Annotated in this window: 20 protein-coding genes and 1 tRNA gene; 2 read left to right on the top strand and 19 right to left on the bottom strand. The window is 46.6% G+C overall.

The window, feature by feature from the left end:
• Positions 1-127 precede the first annotated feature (127 nt).
• The gene (locus C7382_RS01730) at positions 128-1,003 is read right to left on the bottom strand and encodes a DUF6261 family protein (RefSeq protein WP_373701748.1); all 876 of its coding nucleotides are present in this window, start codon (positions 1,001-1,003) and stop codon (positions 128-130) included.
• Positions 1,004-1,808: 805 nt separating this feature from the next.
• Here C7382_RS01730 and C7382_RS01720 point away from each other — a divergent pair.
• A tRNA-Leu gene (locus tag C7382_RS01720) sits at positions 1,809-1,890 on the top strand.
• A gap of 258 nt (positions 1,891-2,148) precedes the next feature.
• Here C7382_RS01720 and C7382_RS01715 read toward each other — a convergent pair.
• From C7382_RS01715 to C7382_RS01645, 14 genes are all read right to left on the bottom strand, one after another.
• On the bottom strand, positions 2,149-3,363 hold the full coding sequence (locus tag C7382_RS01715; protein WP_116678598.1) for an S-adenosylmethionine:tRNA ribosyltransferase-isomerase: 1,215 nt from the start codon (positions 3,361-3,363) through the stop codon (positions 2,149-2,151).
• A 4-nt stretch (positions 3,364-3,367) separates the two neighbouring features.
• Positions 3,368-4,510, bottom strand: a complete 1,143-nt coding sequence (locus C7382_RS01710) for a DegT/DnrJ/EryC1/StrS family aminotransferase (RefSeq protein ID WP_116678597.1) — start codon at positions 4,508-4,510, stop codon at positions 3,368-3,370.
• Between the two features lie 95 nt (positions 4,511-4,605).
• Positions 4,606-5,619: an ATP-grasp domain-containing protein gene (locus C7382_RS01705; RefSeq protein ID WP_116678596.1), complete on the bottom strand. Its 1,014-nt coding sequence runs from the start codon at positions 5,617-5,619 to the stop codon at positions 4,606-4,608.
• Between the two features lie 19 nt (positions 5,620-5,638).
• Positions 5,639-6,556 (bottom strand): 1-aminocyclopropane-1-carboxylate deaminase/D-cysteine desulfhydrase, encoded by a 918-nt coding sequence (locus tag C7382_RS01700; protein WP_116678595.1) that lies wholly within the window; start codon positions 6,554-6,556, stop codon positions 5,639-5,641.
• Entirely contained in the window at positions 6,549-7,049 is a 501-nt protein-coding gene (locus C7382_RS01695) for a GNAT family N-acetyltransferase (protein WP_116678594.1), read from the bottom strand. The genes C7382_RS01700 and C7382_RS01695 overlap by 8 nt, the downstream gene beginning before the upstream one ends.
• The gene (locus C7382_RS01690; RefSeq protein WP_116678593.1) at positions 7,046-7,681 is read right to left on the bottom strand and encodes a sugar transferase; all 636 of its coding nucleotides are present in this window, start codon (positions 7,679-7,681) and stop codon (positions 7,046-7,048) included. Before C7382_RS01690 ends, C7382_RS01695 begins: the two co-directional genes overlap by 4 nt.
• Before the next feature lie 3 nt (positions 7,682-7,684).
• Positions 7,685-8,842, bottom strand: a complete 1,158-nt coding sequence (locus C7382_RS01685; RefSeq protein WP_116678592.1) for a glycosyltransferase family 4 protein — start codon at positions 8,840-8,842, stop codon at positions 7,685-7,687.
• 1 nt (position 8,843) lies between these two features.
• Positions 8,844-9,929 (bottom strand): glycosyltransferase, encoded by a 1,086-nt coding sequence (locus C7382_RS01680; RefSeq protein WP_116678591.1) that lies wholly within the window; start codon positions 9,927-9,929, stop codon positions 8,844-8,846.
• 17 nt (positions 9,930-9,946) lie between these two features.
• Positions 9,947-11,050, bottom strand: a complete 1,104-nt coding sequence (locus C7382_RS01675) for an EpsG family protein (RefSeq protein ID WP_116678590.1) — start codon at positions 11,048-11,050, stop codon at positions 9,947-9,949.
• Between the two features lie 3 nt (positions 11,051-11,053).
• Positions 11,054-11,935 carry a glycosyltransferase family 2 protein gene (locus C7382_RS01670; RefSeq protein ID WP_116678589.1) on the bottom strand — a complete coding sequence of 294 codons (882 nt, stop codon included), beginning with the start codon at positions 11,933-11,935 and terminating at the stop codon, positions 11,054-11,056.
• A gap of 10 nt (positions 11,936-11,945) precedes the next feature.
• Positions 11,946-12,872 carry a glycosyltransferase family 2 protein gene (locus tag C7382_RS01665; RefSeq protein ID WP_116678588.1) on the bottom strand — a complete coding sequence of 309 codons (927 nt, stop codon included), beginning with the start codon at positions 12,870-12,872 and terminating at the stop codon, positions 11,946-11,948.
• Positions 12,873-12,883: 11 nt separating this feature from the next.
• Positions 12,884-14,407 (bottom strand): lipopolysaccharide biosynthesis protein, encoded by a 1,524-nt coding sequence (locus tag C7382_RS01660; protein ID WP_243405621.1) that lies wholly within the window; start codon positions 14,405-14,407, stop codon positions 12,884-12,886.
• A gap of 55 nt (positions 14,408-14,462) precedes the next feature.
• Positions 14,463-15,728: a nucleotide sugar dehydrogenase gene (locus C7382_RS01655; protein ID WP_116678629.1), complete on the bottom strand. Its 1,266-nt coding sequence runs from the start codon at positions 15,726-15,728 to the stop codon at positions 14,463-14,465.
• 877 nt (positions 15,729-16,605) lie between these two features.
• Complete coding sequence (locus C7382_RS01645; RefSeq protein WP_116678585.1) at positions 16,606-18,942, bottom strand: TonB-dependent receptor; 2,337 nt, start codon at positions 18,940-18,942, stop codon at positions 16,606-16,608.
• Positions 18,943-19,095: 153 nt separating this feature from the next.
• Here C7382_RS01645 and C7382_RS01640 point away from each other — a divergent pair, with 153 nt between their 5' ends.
• Positions 19,096-20,064, top strand: coding sequence for a TIGR01212 family radical SAM protein (locus C7382_RS01640; RefSeq protein WP_116678584.1), 969 nt, complete (start codon positions 19,096-19,098; stop codon positions 20,062-20,064).
• A gap of 162 nt (positions 20,065-20,226) precedes the next feature.
• On the opposite strand, the gene C7382_RS01635 is transcribed toward C7382_RS01640, so the two are convergent.
• The 4 genes from C7382_RS01635 to C7382_RS01620 all read right to left on the bottom strand — a co-directional run bounded on the left by C7382_RS01635 (position 20,227) and on the right by C7382_RS01620 (position 24,884).
• Positions 20,227-20,799: a GNAT family N-acetyltransferase gene (locus C7382_RS01635; RefSeq protein WP_116678583.1), complete on the bottom strand. Its 573-nt coding sequence runs from the start codon at positions 20,797-20,799 to the stop codon at positions 20,227-20,229.
• 133 nt (positions 20,800-20,932) lie between these two features.
• Positions 20,933-21,661 (bottom strand): response regulator transcription factor RprY, encoded by a 729-nt coding sequence (rprY, locus tag C7382_RS01630; RefSeq protein ID WP_116678582.1) that lies wholly within the window; start codon positions 21,659-21,661, stop codon positions 20,933-20,935.
• Between the two features lie 466 nt (positions 21,662-22,127).
• A complete protein-coding gene (asnS, locus tag C7382_RS01625; protein WP_116678581.1) occupies positions 22,128-23,525 on the bottom strand; it encodes an asparagine--tRNA ligase in 1,398 nt (465 codons plus the stop codon).
• Between the two features lie 45 nt (positions 23,526-23,570).
• Positions 23,571-24,884 (bottom strand): pseudouridine synthase, encoded by a 1,314-nt coding sequence (locus C7382_RS01620; RefSeq protein ID WP_116678580.1) that lies wholly within the window; start codon positions 24,882-24,884, stop codon positions 23,571-23,573.
• Positions 24,885-24,938 lie beyond the last annotated feature (54 nt).

Genomic DNA, 24,938 nt, shown 5'->3' with positions numbered 1-24,938 from the left:
CACCTTTCTTATTGATGGTTTTCAGGTGTCGAAACAAATAAAAACAACTGCAATCATTGAGCTTTTGGCTCTTTGATTGCGGTTGTTGTTTACAAATGATGGCTCAATTTCTGAATGCTATACGCACTTACAGCCCGCCACCTATGCTGCCCTCTGCACCTCCGTCATGGTCGCCACTGCTGCTACCGCCTTGGGCGGGAGGTGTCGGTGTTGTTTCGGCTGACGGAACGGTGAAGTCGCTTGCCGGTTGGGGCTTCTTCTTCCGCTTAGGTCTGGGGAGCTTATCCTCGGGGACGTAGACGAGCTTCTCACCCTCGATACGATACCAGCGTTCATACTCCTTTGTACCACCCATACGGAGGTTGATGAGGTAGTGACGATCCTTGTTCGTGCCGAGTGTACGGCCCGCAAAGGCCACTGTCATTCCCTCTTCGGTGATGAGTGCGGGTAGCATGGGGTAGAGGAGCTGTTCGATGGCGCCATAGCGTTTCTCGGAGGCTGCCCTGCCGTACACGGTTCGACGGGCCAGTAGGCGACTTTGCTTGATGACGAGGTTGTTATACAACGTGATCAGTTGCTCGGTCGATTCGCTTGCCTCCAGCGTGTGCAGGGCATCCAGTAGGTTGGTTACCGTTTCGATCTCTTTGTCTGTCACCGTGCGCCGTTCGCGAACGTTTACTCTTGTCTCATAAGAGCCCGATTTCAGTCGCTTCAGATAGAGCGCCTTGAAGGCCTTATTGATTGCATCAAGGTTGTCGATCTTCTCTTTCAGCTCCAGCTTTTGCACCGCAGCTGTAAGATCCGTGGAGCGGAGGTCGGTCACCAAGTTTTTGATGCCGCCCGTTTGTTGTAGGTGGGGGAGGTAGATCAGTCGAGGGTAGCGCCCCAGCACTTCATCGATCTGGCGTGCGGCAGCTAACAGATCGGCCTTTTTGCTCAGTAGTTCGGTTTGCACGATCAAGGAAATTACGCGCCAGGCCTTGCCACGTTCGTCGTCCAGCAGTGCCAGCTCTTGTGAACCCGACTCTTTGCGTCTCAGATTGAGCAGGAGATCCTCCTCTTGTAGTGCTTTTTCAAGCGGTGTGAGGGCAGCGTTTAGCTTTACGATATTAGCTTCACGACAGAGGGTTAGTACGCTTTCTGCGAACTGGAAATGCTCCAAATTGCGGAGTCTGTTCTTGTTGAATGATTTTGTTTTCATCCGTTTGTTGAATTAAAAAATTAAAAAAATAATTACGGTCAAGCGATAGTTTCCCGAGGGTGTGATGGCGGTTCTATCCGATCGGATGGAGCACGGTATAGTCCGGACGCTCTGCACGGGGCAGTGTATCCCATAGTCTTGTGGTCGGAAGAGTCGGCCATGTGTTTTCCTCCGCCTCTCATGGCGTCACAATCTCGGGAATAGTCTCATCAAAACCTATTCCGCCAGATCGAAGCCTAACCCAAAAACTACTGATATGAATTTCCTGTGGCCGAAGCCTCGGGGAAATTCCGGACGAACATATTCTTCATGGTCAAGTACCAATAAAAGATCTGTATGTACGTAATCCACTATATAAAACCTCGACACCGGCCGAGCGGCTATCAGCTTTAGCCGATGCAAAAGTAGACAAAAGTCCGAAACCTCCAAATGCCCCGAAGCAAAAAGTTGGAGCCCCTTCCACAAAGAGCAAATAACCACATGTACCACCTCAGTAGCCGTACTATAAAAAGATACAGTCAAGGTTCTTTCCCATTGTTGTGACTGTGTTAGAAAGAAATAATGTATATTTGCACCCGCAAAAGGTTCTTGCCTTTTGTATGTTGTTGCGGCTGTGGTGTAATTGGTAGCCACGCCAGACTTAGGATCTGGTGCTTCACGGCGTGCGAGTTCGAGTCTCGCCAGCCGCACATATTGAGAGAGGCTGCGTTGAAACTTCTGTTTCGGCGCAGCCTCTCTCCTTTTTCCCCTTTACTGTAGATATTTCGTTGTTGTTTTAGAAACGGATACAGTCAAGGCCCCTCTCTGCCGGATGGATGGCGGTGTTCAGAAAGAGATGAAGAGCAAGGCGCCAAGAGTTTGGGCGAAGGAATATGCTGTCGTATATGACTGAGTTCGAATCTCGCAGGCAACGCAGCTATTCACCCGTTATCACACAACGACACAACCTATGGAATGAGCAACGACCCATCCCCATAACTAAGGAACCTATACCCCGTCTCCAGCGCATGCCTGTACACCCGCTGCCAGTCCTCCCCGATAAAGGCCGATACCAGCAGCAGGAGCGTGCTCCGCGGCTGGTGGAAGTTCGTGATCATCGCATCCACCATTCGATAGCGATAGCCCGGCGCGATGAGTATCTCCGTCGGGAAGATGAGCTTCTCCGCCTCCTGCCTATCCATCCAGCGCAGTAGTGCTTGGAGGATCTCCGCCCGCGAGATGCTTTCTTCCGCTCCTTCGTACGCCTCCCATTGATCTACGCGGAGTGCATCCTCCTGTGTTTCGGGCGAGGCGATCAGCCGCTTACCCAGCCAATACAAGCTCTCCAACGTGCGCACCGAGGTCGTCCCCACGGCCACGATCGTCCGCTCCTCATGTAGGAGTGCGTCGAGCGAAGCCCGCTCGATGACGATCAGCTCGCGGTGCATTTGGTGCTCGCCTATTGTCTCGCTCTTGACCGGACGGAAGGTGCCTGCACCCACATGCAGCGTCACGTCGATCACCGGCGTACCCCGCGCCCGCAGGCGCTCAAACTCCTCTTCCGTGAAGTGTAGTCCCGCCGTCGGAGCCGCCACAGACCCTTTGTTCACGGCATAGACCGTCTGGTATGTGTCCAAGTCCTCCTCCTCCGTCTCGCGGTTCAGGTAGGGTGGGATAGGGAGTATGCCCGCCAGCTCCAGTATGTCGCCGAAGGTGAAGGCTGTGTCCTCCCAGCTAAAGCGGACATGGTTGGTGCCCGACTCGTCATGGACGGCTTTCAGGATGATCGATCTGCCTGCTGGTGACGGCACCTCCATCAGCAATTCGCCCGACTTCCATCGTTTGGCATTGCCCACCATACAATTCCAGACGCATGACCCCCGCGAGGTCAGTGCCAGCTCATATTGGGCGGGAGCCACCGGCTCCAGACAGAATACCTCTATCGTTGCACCTGTCTCTTTTTTGAATAGCAGCCGCGCACGGATCACGCGGGTGTTGTTCCGCACCAGCATGCTCTTGTCGGGTAGCAGATCCGCCAGTTGGGAGAAGACCGCATCCGTTATTCTGCCACCCTCATAGACGAGCAGCTTGCAGGCATCGCGTTGGGGCAGGGCGTGCTTGGCTATGCGCTCCTCTGGCAGTGGATAGTCGTAATCGGCAATAGCGATGTCCTTTGTTCGCATGGGGCTAATGGGGCAATCCTTTGATCACCCGACACACGCGTTCCAGATCCTCTTCTTCGAGGAGCGAACCGCTCGGCAGGCAGAGCCCGTCGTTGAAGAGAGCTTCGCTCGTCCCGTCCCCGTAGAACGGGCACTGGCTGAAGACAGGCTGTAGGTGCATGGGCTTCCATAGCGGACGACTCTCGATATTCTCCGCCTCCAGTGCCAGTCGCACCTCTTCCCTGCTGAAGCCTGCTTCGTCGGGATCGACCACTATGCAGGTGAGCCAGAAGTTGGAGTCGAAGTCCGACGACGGATTGTCCAGGACGCTGATGCCTTTTACGTCGGCGAGTAGCTCCATATAGCGACGGTGATTCTGCTTTCTCTTGGCGATATGATGCTCCAGAACGAGCATCTGCCCGCGTCCGATGCCGGCACATATATTGCTCATGCGATAGTTGTAGCCTATGTGGCTGTGCTGATAATGCGGAGCTTCGTCGCGTGCCTGCGTAGCATAGAACATCACCCACTTGGCCGCCACGCCATCGGGGCAGACCAACGCCCCCCCGCCGGAGGTCGTGATCATCTTGTTGCCGTTGAACGACAGGGCACCGTAGGCACCGAAGCTGCCGCATCGTCTCCCTTTGTAGGTGGAGCCTATTGCCTCGGCAGCATCTTCCAGAACGGGGATGTCATATTTTTGTGCGATAGCCATGATCTCGTCCATCTTAGCAGGCATACCATATAGATGTACGGGGATAATTGCCTTCGGCTTTCTGCCCGTCTTGGCTATGCGATCCTTGATAGCCGCTTCCAAGGCCTTCGGATCCATATTCCAAGTGTCAGGTTCGCTATCGACAAATATGGGACTGGCTCCTTGATATACGATGGGGTTAGCCGAGGCCGAGAACGTAAAGCTCTGGCAGATCACCTCATCGCCGCGTCCTACGCCCAGCATCACCAAGCCCAAATGCAGGGCAGCAGTGCCGGCACTAAGGGCTACGACCCGCTTGCCCTCAATCTGGAGATAGCTTTCGAGATCAGCCTCGAAGCCGTTTACGTTCGGCCCCAAAGGCACTACCCAATTCGTGTCGAAAGCCTCTTGTATAAATCGTTGCTCCTCGCCGCCCATCTCAGCCAGCGATAGCCAGATTCTCTTCTTTTCCATTTTTTCAGTATCTTATTGACAGGATAGTAATACTTCTAGTTTGCAATTATGTTGCATGTACTGTATTGAATAATAAGTCTCTGCTCTTCCTGTACTTATATATTTTTAATTTCTACCAAGTAGTCGTTTTTGGAGAACATGCGACCGTACTGAGGTTGGAGGATGGAAGGGTCTACATCCTCGCCCTTGATCCACTGAATTAATGCCTTTGGCAGGTTCACGCCAGCTTCGTATGAGAAAGGAAAGCCACCACCAAAACGAGGATTTAACTCTAGTACACAGTAGTCTCCGTTCGCTCTCTGCATAATGTCTACATCAAGGTTGCCGATGTGCCCCAGAGCCTCTCCTATTCTATGGCCTATTTCGCGTACTCCAGGCAGATCCACCGTAATGGCCTTGTCGGTCTCGCCCGAACGCATCGCCAATTTCTGCTTCACACTCACGCCCACGTTCTTGCCTTTTAGGTCGTTCATGATATCCAAACCAAATTCGTTGCCTGTCAACTTCTCCTGAATCATGATATATTCATCCCCTGTCGAAGCCGTAGCAAGAATTGTTTTCTTGACTTTCTTCATCAGTAGGCCGTAATAAATGTCTAGTTCCTCCATGTCCGCAATGCTCTCAAGACCGATAGACCCGGAACCCCAACGTGGCTTCATGAACAGTGGAAATGCAACCTCGCCCGCAGCCAATGCCACCTTAGCATCCTTTAGACGGACGTATGTTTTAGGTGTAGTCAAACCCAAAGACTCTACCCACTGAGCCGTTTTGTACTTATCGAAGGCGATGTCTATCACCTTGGGGTCACTCACGATCACTTTCACGCCAAGGGTCTCAAATCTCGCCTTATTCTCTGCCAAGATAGGCAGCTCTAGATCGTTCAACGAGAAGAGCGCATCGATCTTCTGCTCTTCACAGATGCGGAGCGTCATATTCACGTATTCGGGATCATATACGGCAGGTACCTGCAACTTCACATCAGCAACTTGCAATGCTGGCGCACTCAGTTGCATATCTGTAGCCACCACCTTATCTCCGTCAGACAGATTCTCTTTGAAATACTTCAGTAGATATGTGCGTCTGCCCGCACAAGTGAAAAGAATATTCATGGTTATCTATTTCTCTTATTCACTTCATTATGTTCATAATGCCTCCAGTGTGCCAAAATAAGATTTTCTTATTCCACAGTCGACATTTTTCTATCTCTTGCATCATGCCCCAGAAGCCCTTGCCCGAATAGGTTGTGTCGAAAACAAGTCCTGATTGCTTCATTATGCCATCAAGATAGTCTTTCATTTCATCAGTATAATTTTCATACCCCCCAAAAAGATAATCGGTGTTAAAGAGAATCCTGTCTTTGTAATCCTTCTCTAGACCATAATGGGTTGCTAGCATATTTGCAAACTCAGCTATCACTTGTATTCCTTTTTCTTTTTTGCGAGCTACTGAAATGCCAACACACTTTACGTCTCCCCATCCTACCATGTCGAGTCCCACTTGGATACCTGCTTGTGTACTACCAGTACCCGAGGCGAGAAACAGATAGTCAGGTTTCCAACCCTCCTCATCACATTGGCGTTTCAATTCCTGTACAGCCTCCACAAAGCAGGTGCCTCCAGATAGATTATGGCCACCGCCTATTACATAGAATGGATTATATCCTCTTGCTCTGAGATCTTCCATGGCTCTATCCATTGCAGTTGCTGTATCTTCCGGATTGATAAGCTCACACTCAGCACCACTTAGACGATCGAGCAAAGCATTGCCTTTTTCTTCTGCAAACCGCTCTTTCGATCCCTGAATGCAAAGATGACATTTCCATCTGTTTTTTGCACACATCAGTGCCATCGCTCTGTTATGGTTACTTTGAACTCCACCACACGTCACGATAGCATTATAGCCTTCCTCCTTGAGGAATTTCTCGTAAGCCACAGCTTTGCGCGCCTTATTGCCACCGCCTATAAAGGGGAAAATATCATCGCGCACAATTTTCAGCCTTTGGCCATTGATTGTGTAGTTTTCGTGAATCAGAAATGTATTATTCATTGAGTTCACCTCTTAAGAGTCCGTAATACATGCGACTCAACATATGTCCGTTATTAGTGCAGTATTCCTCTCGAAGTATACCTTCCAATTTAAATCCACATTTCTTGTACACATTTTGTGCAGCTTTGTTGTCCTCATTAGTCTCCAAGTGAATTTTGTTGAGCCCCAATTTCTCAAATCCATATTTGCATAATATCTTCGTTGCTCTTGTCCCGATGCCAACCTTCTGTGATTCAGGGTTTACAAAAATGTATAGTTCAGCCTTGTTGATCTCTCGATTGATCCTCGTTAGACCGCCAAAAGCCACGATTCGGCCTTCTTCCTCGAAGACCAAATCCACACGTTTCTCATTGCCAATATTGCCTTGAAACCACTTGATGGTATTCTCCATCATCACAGGTGTCTCAAAGTGCATATTGTTAGAAACTATCGGGTTGTTCATCCACGTTACACGCAACTGCAAATCCTGTTCTTCCAGTCTTCTTGCTATCATCTCAACTTACGATCGACACGTTCTTCATTCAGTTTTCCCATGCCTTTTACGGCACTTGGTACTACGTTCACATCTTTGCTGCCGCTCAGAATATTCCTAATTGTAGTAATAATCACACGGAAGTCCGTCCCAAGGCTAAGATGCTCCACATAGTATGCATCAAGCTCTAACTTCTGATTCCAAGTCACATTGTTACGACCATTGATCTGAGCCCAGCCCGACATGCCCGGTCGTACTGTATGGCGTAAGCGTTCGCGCTCTGTGTAATATGGCAGATACTCTGGCAACAGTGGGCGAGGGCCTATCAAAGCCATGTCTCCTTTTAGCACATTCCAGAGTTGAGGAAGTTCATCTAGTGAGGTCTTACGGATAAAACGCCCAACCGGAGTCAATCTCTCTGCATCAGGCAGGAGCTTTCCGTCTGTATCTCTTTCATCCGTCATGCTCTTGAACTTGTAGAGCTTAAATATTTTTTCATCCTTCCCCGGTCTTTCTTGTGTAAAGAAGGTGCCGGCTCCTTTATTGGCAAAATGCAACCAGATTGTTATCACCAAGAGAAGGGGCGACAACACTAAGAGAGCGATTAAGGCCAAACAAAAGTCCAATACCCGTTTTATTCCGTTCCTGTACATTTCCTATTGTTTAGTTAGTTTTTGGTATTCGGATAGGATCGCCTCCCAAACCGCTTGTTGTTCATAGCGTTCAGCTATGAGTGGGCGAGCCTTTTGTGCCATCATTTTTGTTGTTGCAGTGTCTTCGACCATATTTTTCATCCTTTGATATAGAGCTTGCGGGTCGCGAGGTGGTACGATGTAACCATTTTCTCCTTCTATAATGATTTCGTTACATCCATTGATGTCTGTTACTATTGAGGGCAAGCTCATGGCTCCGGCCTGCATAACGACGTTGGGGAAGCCTTCCCGATAACTTGGAAACGCCAAAGCATCTGCAGCGGCAAGCCAAGGGCGAACATCGTTTTGCCAGCCAGCTTCGAATATAGCGGGATTATCTTTGATTGCTTGAAGTGTTGATGGGCGTATTGGATCTAAGTCTGGTTCTTGTCTCCCAAGCAATACCAATCGACATTCGGAATGTTCTTTTTGCAGTCTCTGGAAAGCCTCAATAAGTTCTATAATACCTTTGTCTCGAACAATGCGCCCCACAAAGATAAAGGTAAAACCTTCTCCTATTTTTGCTTTGATCTGTCTGGCTGCTTCCTCTAAGCTTTGATTTCGGGAGTAGTATTCTAAGTCAACCCCATTGATATTACCATTCAGTATCTTTTTCAGTGGCTTAGCTGTAATGCGTTCTCGTCGAAGTGTTGCTGCTACACCGTCTCCCTCGGGGATTACCTTCGTGGCACACAAGCAGGTAATGCGTTCCATAGCGATGAGCAATCGGCGAAACAATCCTGTTGCGGTCTCAAATCTGAGGCCTGTTACCGTATAGATGCGGTGAGGTACGCGACAATACCATGCAGCGAGCATTCCAAGGAGAGAGCCTTTGGGTGTATTGGCATGTACAATCAAAGGTTTCTCCTTCTTGATAGCTCGGATCAATTCAAGGAACGCTTTCAAGTCATTCGCAGGACTGATAGGCCGGACTAAGTGAGGAATAAAAATAGAGGTAATACCTTCCGCTTCTGTTAATTGTTGCAATCTGTTTTCGGGTTCACCGGCAACACCAATCACATTCCATCCCTTTTGGCTGAGGAAGCGGAGTTGTCCTTTGAGAAGACTAAAGGAACCGGATGTGGTTACGATGCGTAAAAGGGTGTTTCGATGCAGTCTCATCTCACTTATTGATTTTTGAAAAAGATAAGTAAAGTTGATAATAATTATTGGTCATTGTTTCAATGTCGAACTGCTTGGCTCGTTCTTTTCCTCTCAGGATGAGTGATTCTCGCCACCTTATATCTTCACAAGCTCTTTGTATTTCATGAGCCAATGATTTTGCATCGCCCTTGGGGAATAAGATGCCAGCATTACCAACAATAGTCGATAAACCTGGTACATCGGATGCAATAACAGGTATTTCGGCGGCCATCGCTTCCACAGATACTAAACCAAATCCCTCCCAATGAGACGAAATTACTTTAACTGTAGATGCTTTAAGAATATTGGGTATATCAATCCGTGCTCCTAAAAAATGTACACGTTCACCTAATTTTAACTGCTTAACATAGTCCTTGCAGTCTTCCTGTGTAATGCCTGTTCCAACAAGCAATAAATGGTAGTCTATCGGAAGATATCTCATTGATTCAATCAAGGTCTTATGATCTTTTGCAGCTCGAAAGCCTGCAACCATAGAAATAACCTTTTTGCCTAAAAATTTAGACTGAATTTCATCGGAAGGATAGGCTTGTGCATACTTTTGGATATCTACTCCATTGTAGATGGTCTGTATTGTAGGAATATTTGTTCTTAAGTGCTTTCGAAGGTTTTCTTCTGTCTGATCAGATATACATATTATCTTATGATATCTCTGATACATCCATTTGTCAATTGGTCTAAACCAGAATAAGCTACGCCTGCGATTCGAAGAGCTGTGCTCAGTTGTGCACAATATCACTTTTTTTTCGATACTTGCAATGGCTGCAAAAAGTTGTGGAGAGTAATTATGCGAATGAACAATGTCATAGCTGCCAATTATACGCCGTAACCGTAGGATATGCCGTGGGTTATAGACTGATTCTCCGATTGCAGAGATGATAACGTTGATATTCGCCTTTCGTAATTCCTGCATGAATGGTGTTTCGTGACCGTCCAAAACGAATAAATCCACAGAGCAACCTCTTTGCTGCAATCTTGGCAACAAATCAACCATTAGCTTCTCTGCACCTCCAATTGCAAGAGAGGTAATAATATGTAAAATTTTCATATTTGAAAAATATATTATTAGTCAAGTTCTGACCATTTATTGCTATGTTCTCCTTCTATGAAAAATGCCTTATAGGGAACATAGCTTCCTCCATCTCGAACAATTAATTCTTTATAAAAAAGAGCAGTACTATACAGAAGAATCAAAGATACAATGATGAATTTTTCTTTTCGAATAACTAATTTTATGAAATGTGAAACAGAGACAGCATAGCCAATAAAAAAGAACCAATGGATTCGCTGCATACCCGGATCCTTGAGGGTAAATAGCGTTGTGGCAATATAGAGTATTAATAGATTTAAGTAAAGAGGTGGTGTTAAAGCAGAGACTCTTTTGTATTGTATGCAGAGAAAAATGCCAACCGTTACACATTCAATTAAATGCAATAAGTGAGTGGATTCTTCTTCAATCAGTGAATACATTGTTAGTTTTTCACTACCCGTTGTTTCTCCTATCAGAGCTCCGAGGATTTTTGTGCCACCGATCTGCCCTAAAATAAAACTACCTGTAAAAATAGCAATTACAATCCCAATTGGCATTGCTTTTTTACGAAAGAATACTGCAATAGCTGCAATAGCTGCTGTGTAATGAAAAAGAGATGCGATGATGACGACTAACAGATAGCGATAGGGTTTCTCTTGCTCCAACAAAACGAGCCCGGCCCAAAGGATACAGAGCGATAAGAACTGCCTAAGGTAGGCATAACTTGGAAGGGTAAATTTCGCTAGCATCAGAATAAGGACTAAACCTGCATATTCATGCCTTCTGACGTTGCGATAAAGAAGACCATATGAAAGTATAGCTAGGACGAAGAATAATACATATTTATCATCTGTAAATGTTTTAATTATCATGTTAAAAAATAAGTAAAGAGGCTCATAACCGTATATATTTTGTATCTCACCATTTCCTATTGCGGAAAGGGAAAGTACCTCTTCGAAATAACGAGAATACATGTATACATCATAACCTCCAATCATATCTCGACAGGCAGCAAGCAAAGCAGCAAAACCCATGCATACAATGAGAGCTAATCTTTTGTTCTGACTTGTAATCGTATCAGAAGAAGAGATCACCGCTGCAATAATCGCTAGCACAATAAGAAGTGTGTAAACAAACATTTGTTATTTAGGGCTTCTTGTTAGAATGGAATCTTTAAGATATAGTCCATATCCCAAAGGAATTGCTAATATGGATAGAATAGAAAATGACAAACTTAAAGGATGGCTATAGGTCCATGAATGGAAATAATACCTCCAATACAAAATGGAGTTTTTTAACTTGAATAGAATCGGTTTATTCCCATCGACCATCGTTGCGTAAGCTATTGTTGACGATATAGGATTAGTTTGTAATAGTTTCTTGATTTTTGCGGATAAACCATCGGGAAGATATTCTGTTACATATATGCCTTCATTTATGAAAAACATCTTGTGGTTTTTGTCAATAGAATGCCATAAATAGGCTTCGGGACAAAACCGTTCTCCTTCGATTTCTGGGAAAGGATATTGTTTAATAACTTCCAAGCGAACAGTCTCTGCTAAATCTCCTTGAATAGAAAGTTTGCATCGAAAATCTGTGATACTCATTGCTGAGGATTCAAAGCTCACATTGCCTCCGATACGTGTACCATCTGGAGCTACTCTCATAAAGCTTATTCCTGCGACACTCAATTTTTTACCAACCTTTTCGTATGCCTGATTAATTTTGAGAATGGCATCATCAAGCAGATAATCATCGCTATCCACTATAAAGAAGATATCTCCTTTTGCCTCCTTTACTCCTCTATTTATTGCTCGGTGTTTGCCTCCATTGGATTGCCGAAAATAGCGAATAAGTACCCTTTCTTGATTCTTCCATGATGACACTAATTCCTGTGTATTGTCTGTTGAGCCGTCATCAACAATCAGCCATTCAAAATCTTGAGAGATTTGCCTACAAAGAGAGTTGTATAGATTCTCAAGTATATATGCTCTGTTGTACGTAGGAGTGAATACAGTAACCATAATGATTTAGTTAAATTAATTTAGCAATAAGCGAGAAAGCTTTTTCTTTCCATCCAGTGCTATTTGAAAAAAGAATAGATTTTCTATCAAGCGGATAAGTCCTTAGCTGTTCCATTAAAGATGTATATTCTCTCTTGGTGAGTAATGACCTGTTTTTCAAAAGTAAGGATATATACCCTAGCAGTCTATGATTGTATATATGTGATTTTGGATATTGTTTTAAGTAATCTAATGTGACAAAGGCGACTTTCATTGCGTCCTTCATCTTTTTGGCGTCTCTTGACGATGTTATTGAGCCCTCCCTTTTTAGGTAGAAATATGTGCCAATTCCGGAAATTGAAATTTTAGTCAAATTTTCTGCCAAGCTGGGTAATACATATGAGTCTTCATAAACCATCCCTAATGGAAACCTAATATTGTGCCAAGCAGATGATCTATATACGCCTGATTGTAATAATAAAAAATATTTAGACCACAGAAAGCCATTAATAGACTCTTTCCCTTGTTTTGTGCATGAGGCTAGATTGTTAAGATAGGGTCTCTTTGCGCCACTCTTTTCCTCTTCAATAGCAATCGTTGCAACAACCATGTCTATATCCGGATGCTCTTGAAGGTGGCGAATGTTTGCCTCGTAGAAATCCGTAGATATATAGTCGTCGCTGTCGATAAAGGAGATGTACTTCCCTTGGACTATATCAAGTGCTGCATTCCTAGCTGAACTTAGTCCCCCATTGGATTTGTGTATTACCTGAATGCGTGAATCCAATTGTGCATATTCATCACAAATTGCCCCGCATTTGTCTGGAGAACCATCATCCACAAGAATGAGTTCAAAATCTGAAAAGTCCTGTTCAAGAATACTGTCGATGCATTTTTTTAGGTAGCGTTCTACCTTGTAAATCGGGACGATGATCGATAACAATGGTTTTTTTCCCATGGCTTATCTGCTTATATTCTCTTTATTCGTTTGACTATTCTGTTTGAAAAATATCTTATTCCTTTATCCCAGGCAAACAATATGAGGTAAGAAATAGAGGTGAAAATAATTAGATGTTGGGCAGAAAGAAGTATCCAATCTTGCCAAGAAAAAACTGCATCGGGATTTATCCTACCAAGTAAAGTGCAAGTTGCCCAAGCTGATGTGGCAAATGAGAGAATATAGCCCATGTATCTTATATAATAACCAATGACAGGAATGCACAATCCATGTCGATGCAAAAAATAAGGTTTCCAAATCAATAGAAATAAGACCAAGCTGATCAATACTCCAGATAGTATCCCCCGTAAAGAGAAAAAGTATCCGAGCAAAATAGATAAACCAAGATTGGTGATAGCTTCGGCGATAGGAGCCCAAATGTCTTTGAATAGACCATATGCCATCAGAAAATCATCGCATACCCTGGTGATATTGAGAAACGTAATAATGACAATTAGCGAAAAGGCAAAATCGTTTAGAATATAATCTTTTCCGACCCATAGTGAAACAAAAGCATTGCCACTGATCCACAGGCAGTATGATACAGCCGCAGCTGCAAGCATTCGACAGGCAAAATACTCTCTAAAAACCCGTCGTACAGAATCCTTATTCCCCTCTGCTATCAAATTGCCTATACCAGGAATTATGCCACTGAAGACTGATGTTAAGAGCGATATTATGCCAGATACGATAAGCATGTAGTTGCCATATATAGCCACTAAGGTTAGCGTTGTATAGGCATAGATAATCAAAGGAGATGTTTGGTTAAGGATGAATCCTGACATCCGATGGAAGAAAAGTTGTTTGGTCTTTGACAATATTGTGCTATATTTTTTATACGTGTCTTTCCCTAATTTAAAAGATGTTTTTAGCCATGGATAATTTCTGTAAACAACCCATTCTAAGGCCAATGCCGTGAGAATCGAAAAAGCTACTTCTATGGCTAACCATGCATGATATCCCCATGGCGATAAATAAAGAACGCCTATTTGGCCTGCGAGTTTAAGTAGCATTAAACCCTTTGTGATTAAGGTCAGCTTATACTGTTTTTGGTCAGCAGATAGAATGATTTGTTTGTAGTTGACAAAATAACCTAATAAGGAGGAGAATAAAAACGTAATAAATGTAGCATATGCATACCAAATTGGTAGGTCGAGTTTTTTTAATATAAAGGGAAATAATAGCATAAGTATTATTCCTATAGCCGTAATTAATAGTGCGATATTTTTATACAACCATCCTTGTACTGATATGATCTCTTGTATGCTTTTTTTATCGTGGTCAAATAGTGGTTTATATAGCGCAAAAGAAACTGCTGTCCCTATGCCAAGCTCTGTCAGATTCAAAAAGGCGAGTAAATTAGTAATAGCAGTGTTTAATCCTAGTAACTCTATCCCGAGGATGTCAATGAATGCTTTCCGTGAAAAGAAGGTCGTGGCTAATATAAGAAAGTAAAAATACAAAGAAACCTTTGTGTTTTTAAGACTATTATCCATCCGACTTTTTTTGGACGTGCCCATCGATCTTTTAATATAATTTTTTGTGTATATTCTATAATCCTATATGATGTCTCCCCTTTGATAAAATGCCTTTTACATCGTAAATAATCGCATTGCGAGTAGATATCCTATCAAACTCCATATCTTTAAATTCCTTGTGCGCTGTTGAAATAATGATAACATCAAAGAGTCCTTGCGGTTCTTCGTTTAGGATTTTTAGTCCATATGTTTGCTCAACGGTAAGCGGGTTAGCCAAGGGATCATATACGGTGATGTGGGGAGTGTATTCCCGGAGCGTACTGTATATGTCGATGACTTTGGTGTTGCGGATATCCGGGCAGTTTTCCTTGAAGGTGAAGCCTAAGATCAGGATGTGGGCATCCTTGACTAAGATGCCCGCTTTGTTCATGTGCTTAATGACTTGCGTGGCCACATACGACCCCATGCTGTCGTTGAGTCTTCTGGCTGACATCATAACCTGCGGATAGACGCCATAGACCTGCGCACTCTGGATGAGGTAGTAGGGATCGACGCCGATGCAATGGCCGCCGACCAAACCCGGACGGAAGGGGAGGAAATTCCACTTGGTCTCAGCGGCATCCAGCACTTCACGGGTATCAATACCCATGGCGTTGAAGATCTTGGCGATTTCGTTCATGAAGGCAATGTTCACGTCACGTTGGGCGTTCTCGATGATCTTGGATGCCTCGGCCACCTTGATGGAAGAGGCTTTATGTGTACCATTGATCAAGACGGAGTTGTAGACGGCATCTACAAAGTCTGCAATGGCCGGTGTAGAGCCTGATGTTACTTTCTTGATTTTCTCTACCGTGTGTTCTTTATCTCCCGGATTGATGCGTTCCGGTGAGTAGCCGGCAAAGAAGTCTATATTATATCGGAGTCCCGATACGCGCTCCACAACGGGGATGCATTCGTCTTCCGTTACACCCGGATAGACCGTGCTTTCGTACACGACAACGTTACCGTGGCTGATGACGCGGCCGACTGTTTCGCTGGCTTGTAAGAGTGGGTGTAAATCGGGGGTGTGGTTGCGATCGACAGGGGTAGGGACCGTAACGATATAGAAGTTGCAATCCCGAATATCTTCGATTCGAGTCGTGCAGAAAAAGCCCTTGGCGATCGCTTCTTGAAGTGCCTCCCGACTGACCTCGCCCGTTTCGTCTCGGCCCGACATGAGCGCATCAACACGTGCCGAGTCCAGATCGAAGCCGACAGTGGGGTATTTCGTGGAGAATAGTCTCGCCAAAGGCAAGCCCACGTATCCTAATCCGATGACTGCAATGCGGATCTTATCCATTCCGTTCATAACAAATCGCCTGTCCTATATTCGTTCTCATCCAAACGCTTGTGACTTCTACCATTCTTTAATGCGCGGTGCGCAGCACATGGTCATGATCTGTAACAGTGCACTTATTGTTTGTTGCAAACAATGATATACCAATAGTTTTACCTACAAAGATAGCGCTTTCGATCGAAGATTTAGTGATGGACTTGTTTTTGTTCCCCTTGCTGGTGCACTTACTATCGGAAAATACACCCTTTGTGGTGAACTTGTCAGTGAAAAGTGCCATGATCCTTGGGGAGACTGAAACAAAGGAGACCCAAGGCGAAACCATCCTTTTTTATCGCTTTCGTCGAATGCGTAAGGTTCCCTCAGTGTTTTTGTGGTGAAAATTTCTCGACAAAGAGCTGAAAAACGATTTTTCGGCTCATTGTCGACGATATTTTGGCGAAAAAATGATTTTTCGGCTTTTTGTCGACGATATTTTGGCGAAAAAACGATTTTTCGGCTCTTTGTCGACGATATTTTGGGAGAAAAATGATTTTTCAGCTCTTTGTCGACGATTTTTTGGTGGAAAAATCGTTTTTCAACTCTTTGTCGACGATTGATGGCGGTTGTGTCAGTCCTTTATGTCCGACCGAGAGGATAATCGGACCGATGATAATAAACGGAGGGAGTGTAGAGCTGTTTCCTCCCTCGCCTTCGCTTTTGATGCGTATCGCCTCTCCCGGGAGACCGGAAAAATAGCGTAAAATCGTTCGATTTTCTTGGGTATAAGTGGATTTTTCAGTACAGTATGCTACCGGGGTATAACCGTATGAAAGAGGAGCCCCCCGAAAGTTTTTATCCAACTTTCGGGGGGCTTCACTATTTCGTTATCCAAGAAAAGTGCTTAGAGGCTGAAAGTGCAGTCTAAGCCGAAACGGAGGGGCTTGGCTTGCTGCTTGAACTTATTGCCCAGAGACTCGAAATAGAATACGGTGTAGTCTGTGTCGGTCAGATTCTGTCCCCAGATCGAAACGGTGAATGCATCTATCGCAACGCCTACACGGCCTCCCAAAGTGGCATATAACGGCTGCTTGACAGTATTGTTTTCATCCCAGTATATGGAGCCGGCACCACTTAGGTCGAGTGTGCAGAAGAGCTTGTCGATAAAGCTGCGTGAGAGCGCACGGCTATAGTTGATGCTCATGGCATAGGTGTGCATGGGGATGTAGGGGACGCGCTTGCCTTTGTAGTCGAGGGCTACGATCTGGCCATTGATCTTCTTCTCGGTCTTGAAGTCCACAAACTTGGATTGCGTGAAGCCATAGTTGAAGACAGTCGTGAGTCCGGGCAGGACGATCGCGCGGAGAGAGGCTTCGGCTCCGACACTGCGGGAGCGGCCGGCATTGACGATCATACGGCCGGTGCCATTGTCTACGAATCGCGTGAGCTGAAGGTCGCGTGTGTTCGTAACAAAGAGGGCTGCATCGGCAGAGAGTTTGTTCTTGACAGGCTCCCAATGAAGACCCAGCTCGTAGTTGAGACTATATTCGGGCTTGAAAGAGATGGTCTGCTCCATGTCTTCCACGACGGGCTTGAGGGGCTGGTTCTTGAGGGTAGCCATCAAGTCGCTTTGCTGCTGTTGCATGATGAGGTCGGCAAACACCTGTTCGTTATATCCACCTGCTTTATAGCCTTTGGCTACGGAAAAATAGGCTGTCCATTCTGATGATGGGGCATATTTGAGCGAGAATTTGGGCAGGAGTTCCCAGGCATTTTTCTGCTCACGGCCTTCGAGGACACTCGGCACGCTGAGAAGGAAGGTTTCGCCGGAGGCTTTCTTGGTGACGAAGACGGGGAAGGTGGCGGATTCGAAGTAGTCGAAGCGTTGGTGCTCATAGTCCAGACGCAGCCCGATGGTGGCGGACAGACCTTGTACGAAGAGGTCGTCTATCGTGGACTGATGGAAAACAGCTGCACCGAATGTAGGACGCACGAACCGTCCCGGGAGGAGGAGATCCTGAGACATATCGGCCGTGAGCGTGAGAGGGAATTGGGGCATGGCATTGAGCTTGTCGAACTGTGACTGGAGCATGGCCTTGATGCCACCACGCTTGAGCGTAACGGGGACATCCAATGTGTGGTGATCATAGAAACCGAAGAGTCCTGCACTCCAATGATAGCGACCCGAGGAATTGTCTCGAAGGGCGAACTCTTGCGTGAGGCTGTGATTCTTTTGCTTTTGTGTGATGGCAAACAGATCGAGCTGTGTATAGTCTTGGTCCATATTCATCTCGTCATTGAGATGCTGATAGCCGGTGGCCGAACTGAAAGAAAAGGGTGCGAACCGCTTGTTGAGGAGGAAACGCGAAGTGAGCATATGGCGGCGGTAATTGCCCTTATCATTGTAGCTGACAGGGTGGAGTACTCCGGTGGCGTCGTCGTAACGGCGGTAGGGGAAGGCTTCTTGATCGGCAAAGTCATAGTCGGCGCTAAGCGTCATGCGTAGCGTTTCATCGGGGCGCATCTCCATTTTGAAGTGTCCACCCAGATTGTTTTCTCCGTCGGCCCATTTGCCGGTAGTGCTATTGCGGTTGTATCCTGCTACCTTGTCGGCATAGGCTGCAACGGAGAGGGCAGTGCGATCGGAGAGACGTAGATTGCCCTTGCCTTTGAAACTATAGTAGCCAAACTTGCCTGCTCCACCGGTCAGTTCCATTCGTTCGGGGGCAAAGGGAGAGCGGGTATGTACGTTGATGACGCCGGCCATGGCATTGCGTCCGTAGAGGGTGCCTTGCGGACCGCGGAGAATCTCGACGCCTTGGACATCGGCCAACTCGAAGTTGAAAGTACTCTTATTCAGATAGGGCACACCGTCTACATATATGCCGATGGTCTGTCCGCTGGAGCGAGTGCCTACACCTCGCAGATACATGGCCGTGGACATCTTGGAGCCGTACTCCGGCATATAGAGATTGGGGACGTAGCTCGTAAGTGCCGGCAGCGAGCTGATGCGTGACTGCTCTAAAAGGTGTGAGCTAAGGATGGAGTACGCTCCGGGGAGTGTTTTGAGTGAATTAGTCTCCTTAATGAAGGTGCCGGTTGACAAGATGACAACTTCGTCTAATCGGCGAGTTTGGAGGCTGTCGGTCTCCTGATCTAAGAGTCCGTCTTTAACGGGTGCAGCCTGCAAAAGAGAGATGCACACGATGGAACAACCAAGGATGTGAAGGATTTTCTTCATATCGATGCAGTAATTTGGTGGTGAATGATTGGAGGACGAAAATAGGCTTTTGCCTCGGCAGATGAGATGTCCAATAGGGGAAGGTATGGGAGAATGTGGTTTGTTGGCATGGGTTTGTATCAAACGGCTGAAATATCCGCTATCTTTGGCCTAATGAACGATGCTCTACTCCAAGGTTATAGAGAGTTTGGCGATTATCTGCATCGCCTATTCCCTCACTACAAAGTGCAGAAGATAACCCTCAATGCGGGGTTTACCTGTCCCAACAGAGACGGGCTGAAAGGGCGCGGAGGCTGTACTTACTGCAATAATCAGACCTTCAGTCCGGCCTATGCGCTGAGCGACCGATCGGTGACGGAGCAGTTGCACGAAGGGATCGCCTTCTTCTCCCGCAAATATCCGCAGATGAAGTATCTGGCCTACTTCCAAGCTTATACCAATACCTATGGTGAGCAGGAGGAAATCATCCGGAAATATGAGGAGGCTTTGGCCTTTCCCGGAGTGGTCGGGCTCGTCATCGGGACGCGCCCCGACTGTATGCCGGAGGCTTTGCTGTCGTACCTGAAAGAACTGTCGGGGAGTACTTTCGTCCTGGTGGAATATGGTGTAGAGAGTACGCTCAATAGCACGTTGGAGCGAGTGAATCGCGGGCATCTGTGGGAAGAGAGCGTGGAAGCCATTGTGCGGACTGCCGATGCCGGACTGCCCGTGGGGGCGCATTTGATACTGGGCCTGCCGTGGGAGAGTCGAGATGAAATACTCGGACATGCGGATAAGCTCTCCGCTCTGCCGATCACGACGCTCAAGCTGCATCAGCTGCAGATTATTCGGGGGACGGCCATGGGACGAGATTATCTGGCCGATCCGTCCGCTTTCCAATTCTATACCGAAACGGAGTACATCGATCTCTGTCTCGACTTTATCGAACGGCTACGCCCTGATATCGTTTTGGAACGTTTCGTGTCGCAATCTCCGGCCGAATGGATATTGATGCCTCGATGGGGGATGAAGAATCATGAGTTTACCCATCTGGTGAGACGGCGTATTCAGGAGCGCGATATCAGACAGGGGCGTTATTGGCAAGGCTGCATGAACTCGCATCCTCTGCCGAAATCCATTTGAACCCCATAATTTCTAAATTAAGATACTATCAGGTGGTAGGGCTTAATACTGTCAAGTGTTGGGACTTGATACTATCAAGTGATAAGGCTTAATACTATTAAGTGGCAAGAGTTGTTTTGTCCTTCTTTGAGAGCGAATAGGTTTCGTATAGATGACTGCGCACTATGGAAGTCGAGGAAAGGCCGTCTGATACACTCGTTTGTAAAGGAGTCGGATCATTTCTGTCAGGTTAGTTCCCTGAGCATTAAAAGCCAAAAGGTAGAGGGGTACAGCTGCACCGCCTAAGTGATAGGATGGTTGTAAGTATTCGGTGTCGATGATCTCAAATCCGGCTCGCTCATAAAATCCGATTCGTCTGCGGGCGATCTCCGTTAGTGGTGGCTCTGCTTCCAGAAGCATGCAGGCCTCTGCATTAGTGACTTGCTCGGTGAGGAGCTTGAGGATGGTGCTACCCAACTGACGATTACGACACTCGGGCAGGATGGCAAAGTGCTCGATGAAAGTGAGTGTGGGTGAAAGCTCCCAGCTGATAAGGAAGCCCATGAAGCCTGTGGCCTCAGTCTCCTCGCGGACGAGGGAGAGATGGCAGTCGGGATGGAGTAGGGCGTGTTGCAGATCTTCCTGAGACCTCCTCTCTTCTGGAGGGAAGGCTGCTTCGTACAATTGTCGGACGAACGGATATGCTGTTTCCTGTTCCTTAGGAGGTAGCGATGAGTAGTCGATCAGGTGGATCATGGGTGCCGGTAAGTACGTTAAGAGTTAGTCTTTCATTAAGTAATAAACCCCGAGGGTTAAGACCAATAACTCTCGGGGTTCATGCAAATGCGTACGGCTTTGCCCTTTAATACGATGAACAATGCCGATGCGCTTAGATCTCCTTGATCATCTCTTTGCTCTCGCGTTCGCGGAGAGGAGTCACCAGTCGATAGCCTTTGCCATGGACATTCTTGATCTCGACATTGGGATCGTCTTTCAGTAGCTTGCGAAGCTTTGTGACATAGACGTCCATGCTTCTGGCATTGAAATAATTGTCGTCAGTCCAAATTGTCTTAAGGGCAAAGTTGCGCTCAAGCGTTTCATTGGCATTGGCACAAAGCAGTGCCAACAGGTCATTCTCCTTGGTCGTCAGTTTGGTTACCCGATCGCCAAAAGTGATGGTTTGCTTCTGTGTGTCGAATAGATATTTGCCAATGCGGTAGCACAACATATACTTATGTGCACGGCCGCTGCAACGACGCAGGAGTGCCTCGATGCGCATGGCGAGTTCTTCCATGCTGAAAGGCTTGGTGACATAGTCATCAGCCCCGAGCTTGAATCCCTCGATAATATCCTCTTTTTTGGATTTGGCACTCAAGAAAATAACCGGAACGACCGGATCGATCAACCGGATCTCCTGTATAAGTGAGTAACCATCTTTGCGTGGCATCATGATATCGAGTATGCAGATATCATACGAACTCTCTTCGAAATTGGCATACCCCTCTTCTCCATCAGCGAATAAATCGACGATATAATCTTTCGTCTCAAGGTACTCCTTGAGCAAAGGTCCTATATTGCCGTCATCTTCACAGAGAAAGATTCTTGTTTTTTCTTCCATTCCTTTTCTTTGTTAATAATACTGTCATTATTTGGTGAGCGATACGAAGAGCTTCCGTTATCGGATGTTGGTGCGCTTGGCTCTTGTTATCGCTTCTTGTCCTTTATTTGTTATGAATCTTCCTTATTTGGAACGATTCTTAATATCCGATTATTGCTATGCCATCAGAATGCGAGGATTGTCCCAAAATAGACGTATAGATAACACTTGCTAATGTATACTGTTCGAAGGGTTTGCTCTATGTATTTAGACGTAACCGACGCAATCTTGCACAAAATAAATACTTTCTGTCTAATTCTCATGCTTTTCGGCATACAAATATGTACATTATTTCTCATCTGAGCAGAATAATAGACAAATATTCTACTACACAGTCGTTGAAACTGACAATTGTCAATAAAAAGAGGGTAGGCCATCAAGGCCTACCCTCTCTCATTTTTATGTGGTAAGAGACCTATTCCGTCTGTTAAAATTCAGCGTTATTGGGTGTTCGAGGGAATGGGATCACGTCGCGGATATTGCTCATACCAGTTACGAACAACAGCAATCGCTCGAAACCGAGACCGAAACCGCTGTGTGGAGCCGTACCATAGCGACGAGAATCGAGATACCACCAAATATCTTTTTCGGGTACGCCCATCTCTTGAGCGCGAGCCACCAATTTGTCATAGTCGGCTTCACGTTCTGAGCCTCCGATAATCTCTCCGATCTTGGGGAAGAGGACATCCATGCCGCGTACGGTCTTGCCGTCTTCGTTGAGCTTCATGTAGAAACTCTTGATCTCCTTGGGATAGTCTGTCATGATAACCGGTGTCTTGAAGTGCTCTTCTACCAGATAGCGTTCGTGTTCGCTGGCCAAATCGGCTCCCCAGTAGATGGGGAATTCAAACTTGGTTCCATTCTTAACAGCTTCCTCGAGGATGCGTATCCCTTCGGTATAAGACAATCGAACAAATGGTTTTTCGAGAACGAACTGCAAACGGCTTACCAACTCTTTGTCGAAGTGATCGCCAAGGAAGCTGATGTCGTCCATACAATTGTCCAATGCCCACTGCACGCAGTACTTGATGAACTCTTCGGCCAAGTCCATATTCTCTTCTATCTCCAAGAAAGCTACTTCCGGTTCGATCATCCAAAACTCGGCCAAATGACGGGGTGTGTTGGAGTTCTCGGCACGGAATGTAGGACCGAAGGTGTAGATACCTCCCATAGCCATGGCTGCCATTTCGCCTTCGAGCTGGCCCGATACGGTCAGCGAAGTGTGGCGACCAAAGAAGTCTTTGCGATAGTCCACTTCTCCTTCTTTGGTGCGGGGAGGACAGTCTTGGTTCAGTGTTGTTACCTGGAACATCTGTCCTGCTCCTTCGCAGTCACTACCTGTGATCAGAGGTGCATGGAAATAGTAGTACCCCTTGTTGTGGAAGAAGGTGTGAATGGCAATAGCCATATGGTGGCGGATGCGGTAGATGGCACCAAAGGTATTGGTACGCGGACGCAGGTGTGCGATTTCACGCAGAAACTCCAATGAGTGGCCTTTCTTCTGCAGCGGGTAAGTCGTAGGATCGGCAGTACCATATATCTCTATGGCCGAGGCCTGTACTTCAACGGACTGGCCGGATCCTTGAGATTCCACCAACTTGCCGATGACGCTGATGCAGGCTCCCGTGGTGATCTGGGCCATCAGTGCTGCATCGAATTGGGCGAGATCGGCTACGATCTGAATATTGTGAATCGTAGAACCATCATTGAGAGCAATAAAATTTACAGCCTTGTTCCCGCGCTTTGTGCGCACCCATCCTTTGATGTTGATTTCCTGGCTGACAAGCTCTCCGCGGAGGGCGTCTGCGATTTTAGTCCTTTTCATTGTCTTTGTCCTATAGTATAAGGTATTCGTTGATTCGTTTTTTGCTTACTCGAATGCTCCCATTCGGAGGTTGTTCACTTCCTGCTCGTTGAGGTAACGCCATTTGCCTCGGGGTAGATTCTTCTTGGTCAGACCGGCAAAGTACACGCGGTCGAGCTTGTTTACTCGATAACCGAGGTGCTCGAATATGCGTCGTACGATACGGTTACGGCCACTATGTATCTCTATACCCACCTGAGAGAGGTCATCCTCTTTCACATAGCTGATGGCATCGGCATGAATCTCACCATCTTCCAACTCCACGCCGTCGGCAATCTTCTGCATATCTTCGATAGATACGTCCTTATTGAGCCATACGTGGTAGATTTTCTTTTTCTTAAAAGAAGGGTGGGTTAGCTTGGAGGCCAAGTCACCATCATTCGTGATCAAGAGTACACCAGTCGTGTTACGGTCCAAACGTCCTACGGGGTAGATTCGTTCGGGACAAGCGTGCTTTACGATCTCCATAACAGTCGTTCGGCACTCGGGATCGTCGGTGGTGGTTACGCAGTTCTTTGGTTTGTTTAGAAGTACGTAGACCTTGCTTTCGATTTCGACCTTGTTTCCCTTATATATGACCTCGTCTTGGCGGGTGATGCGTCTGCCCAATTCGGTAACAACCTCACCGTTTACCGTGACCTCACCTCTTTCGATCAGAAGGTCTGCTTCGCGACGCGAGCATACACCTGCATTACTCAAGTATTTATTCAGACGGATAGGCTCGTTCGGGTCTGCCAGTACCTCTTGATACTTAACCGGTATGATAGGCTTTTTCTTTTTCTTCTTCTGAGGAGCTGTCTGCACTTTGGTACCGATGGGACGTTCTTCGCGAGGCTGTTGCTTGTGATGGGGGAAAGATTGACTGCCACCACGACTATATTCATCATTTCTTCTGGCACGATTGGCATCGTATTCGTTTTCATACCGTCTGGTAGTAGCTCTCCTTTGTCCAAACTCTTCGTTGTCCCGGTTGTAACTCGGCGATGGACCTCGCTGTTCGCTCCTGTCATAGCGATCGTTGTTGTACGTACGCTGCTGGGAGGGGTGTGAGTCATTGAAATCACCTTGCCGATTTTGTCCGTAGGGGGACTTAGGACGAGATGGTTGTTCGCCGATGCGGGTACGGCGCTTGCGCATCTGTAGGGCATCCGTCGATTCATGATGGGATGTTGCTCCTACGCGTGGAGTCGGAGTAAAGCTTCCTCTGGCACTCGAGCGGTTCGCAGTCTTGAAAGGCGAAGGAGCATCGGTACGTTTGTCTGACGAAAAAGCGTCCTCGCGGCTTCGTTTTGCGATGAAATCGCATTCTTCAGTTGTCATTTCTTGAAATAGGTTGTTCTAAGATTCTACACATACAACCTCACGGTTGCTAAG

Origin of the sequence: Porphyromonas loveana, assembly GCF_003096695.1 — a bacterium.
In the GTDB taxonomy this organism is placed as follows: Bacteria; Bacteroidota; Bacteroidia; order Bacteroidales; family Porphyromonadaceae; genus Porphyromonas; species Porphyromonas loveana.
The sequence above is the reverse complement of the archived record's forward strand: the minus strand, read 5'-3'. Positions and strand labels throughout refer to the sequence as shown.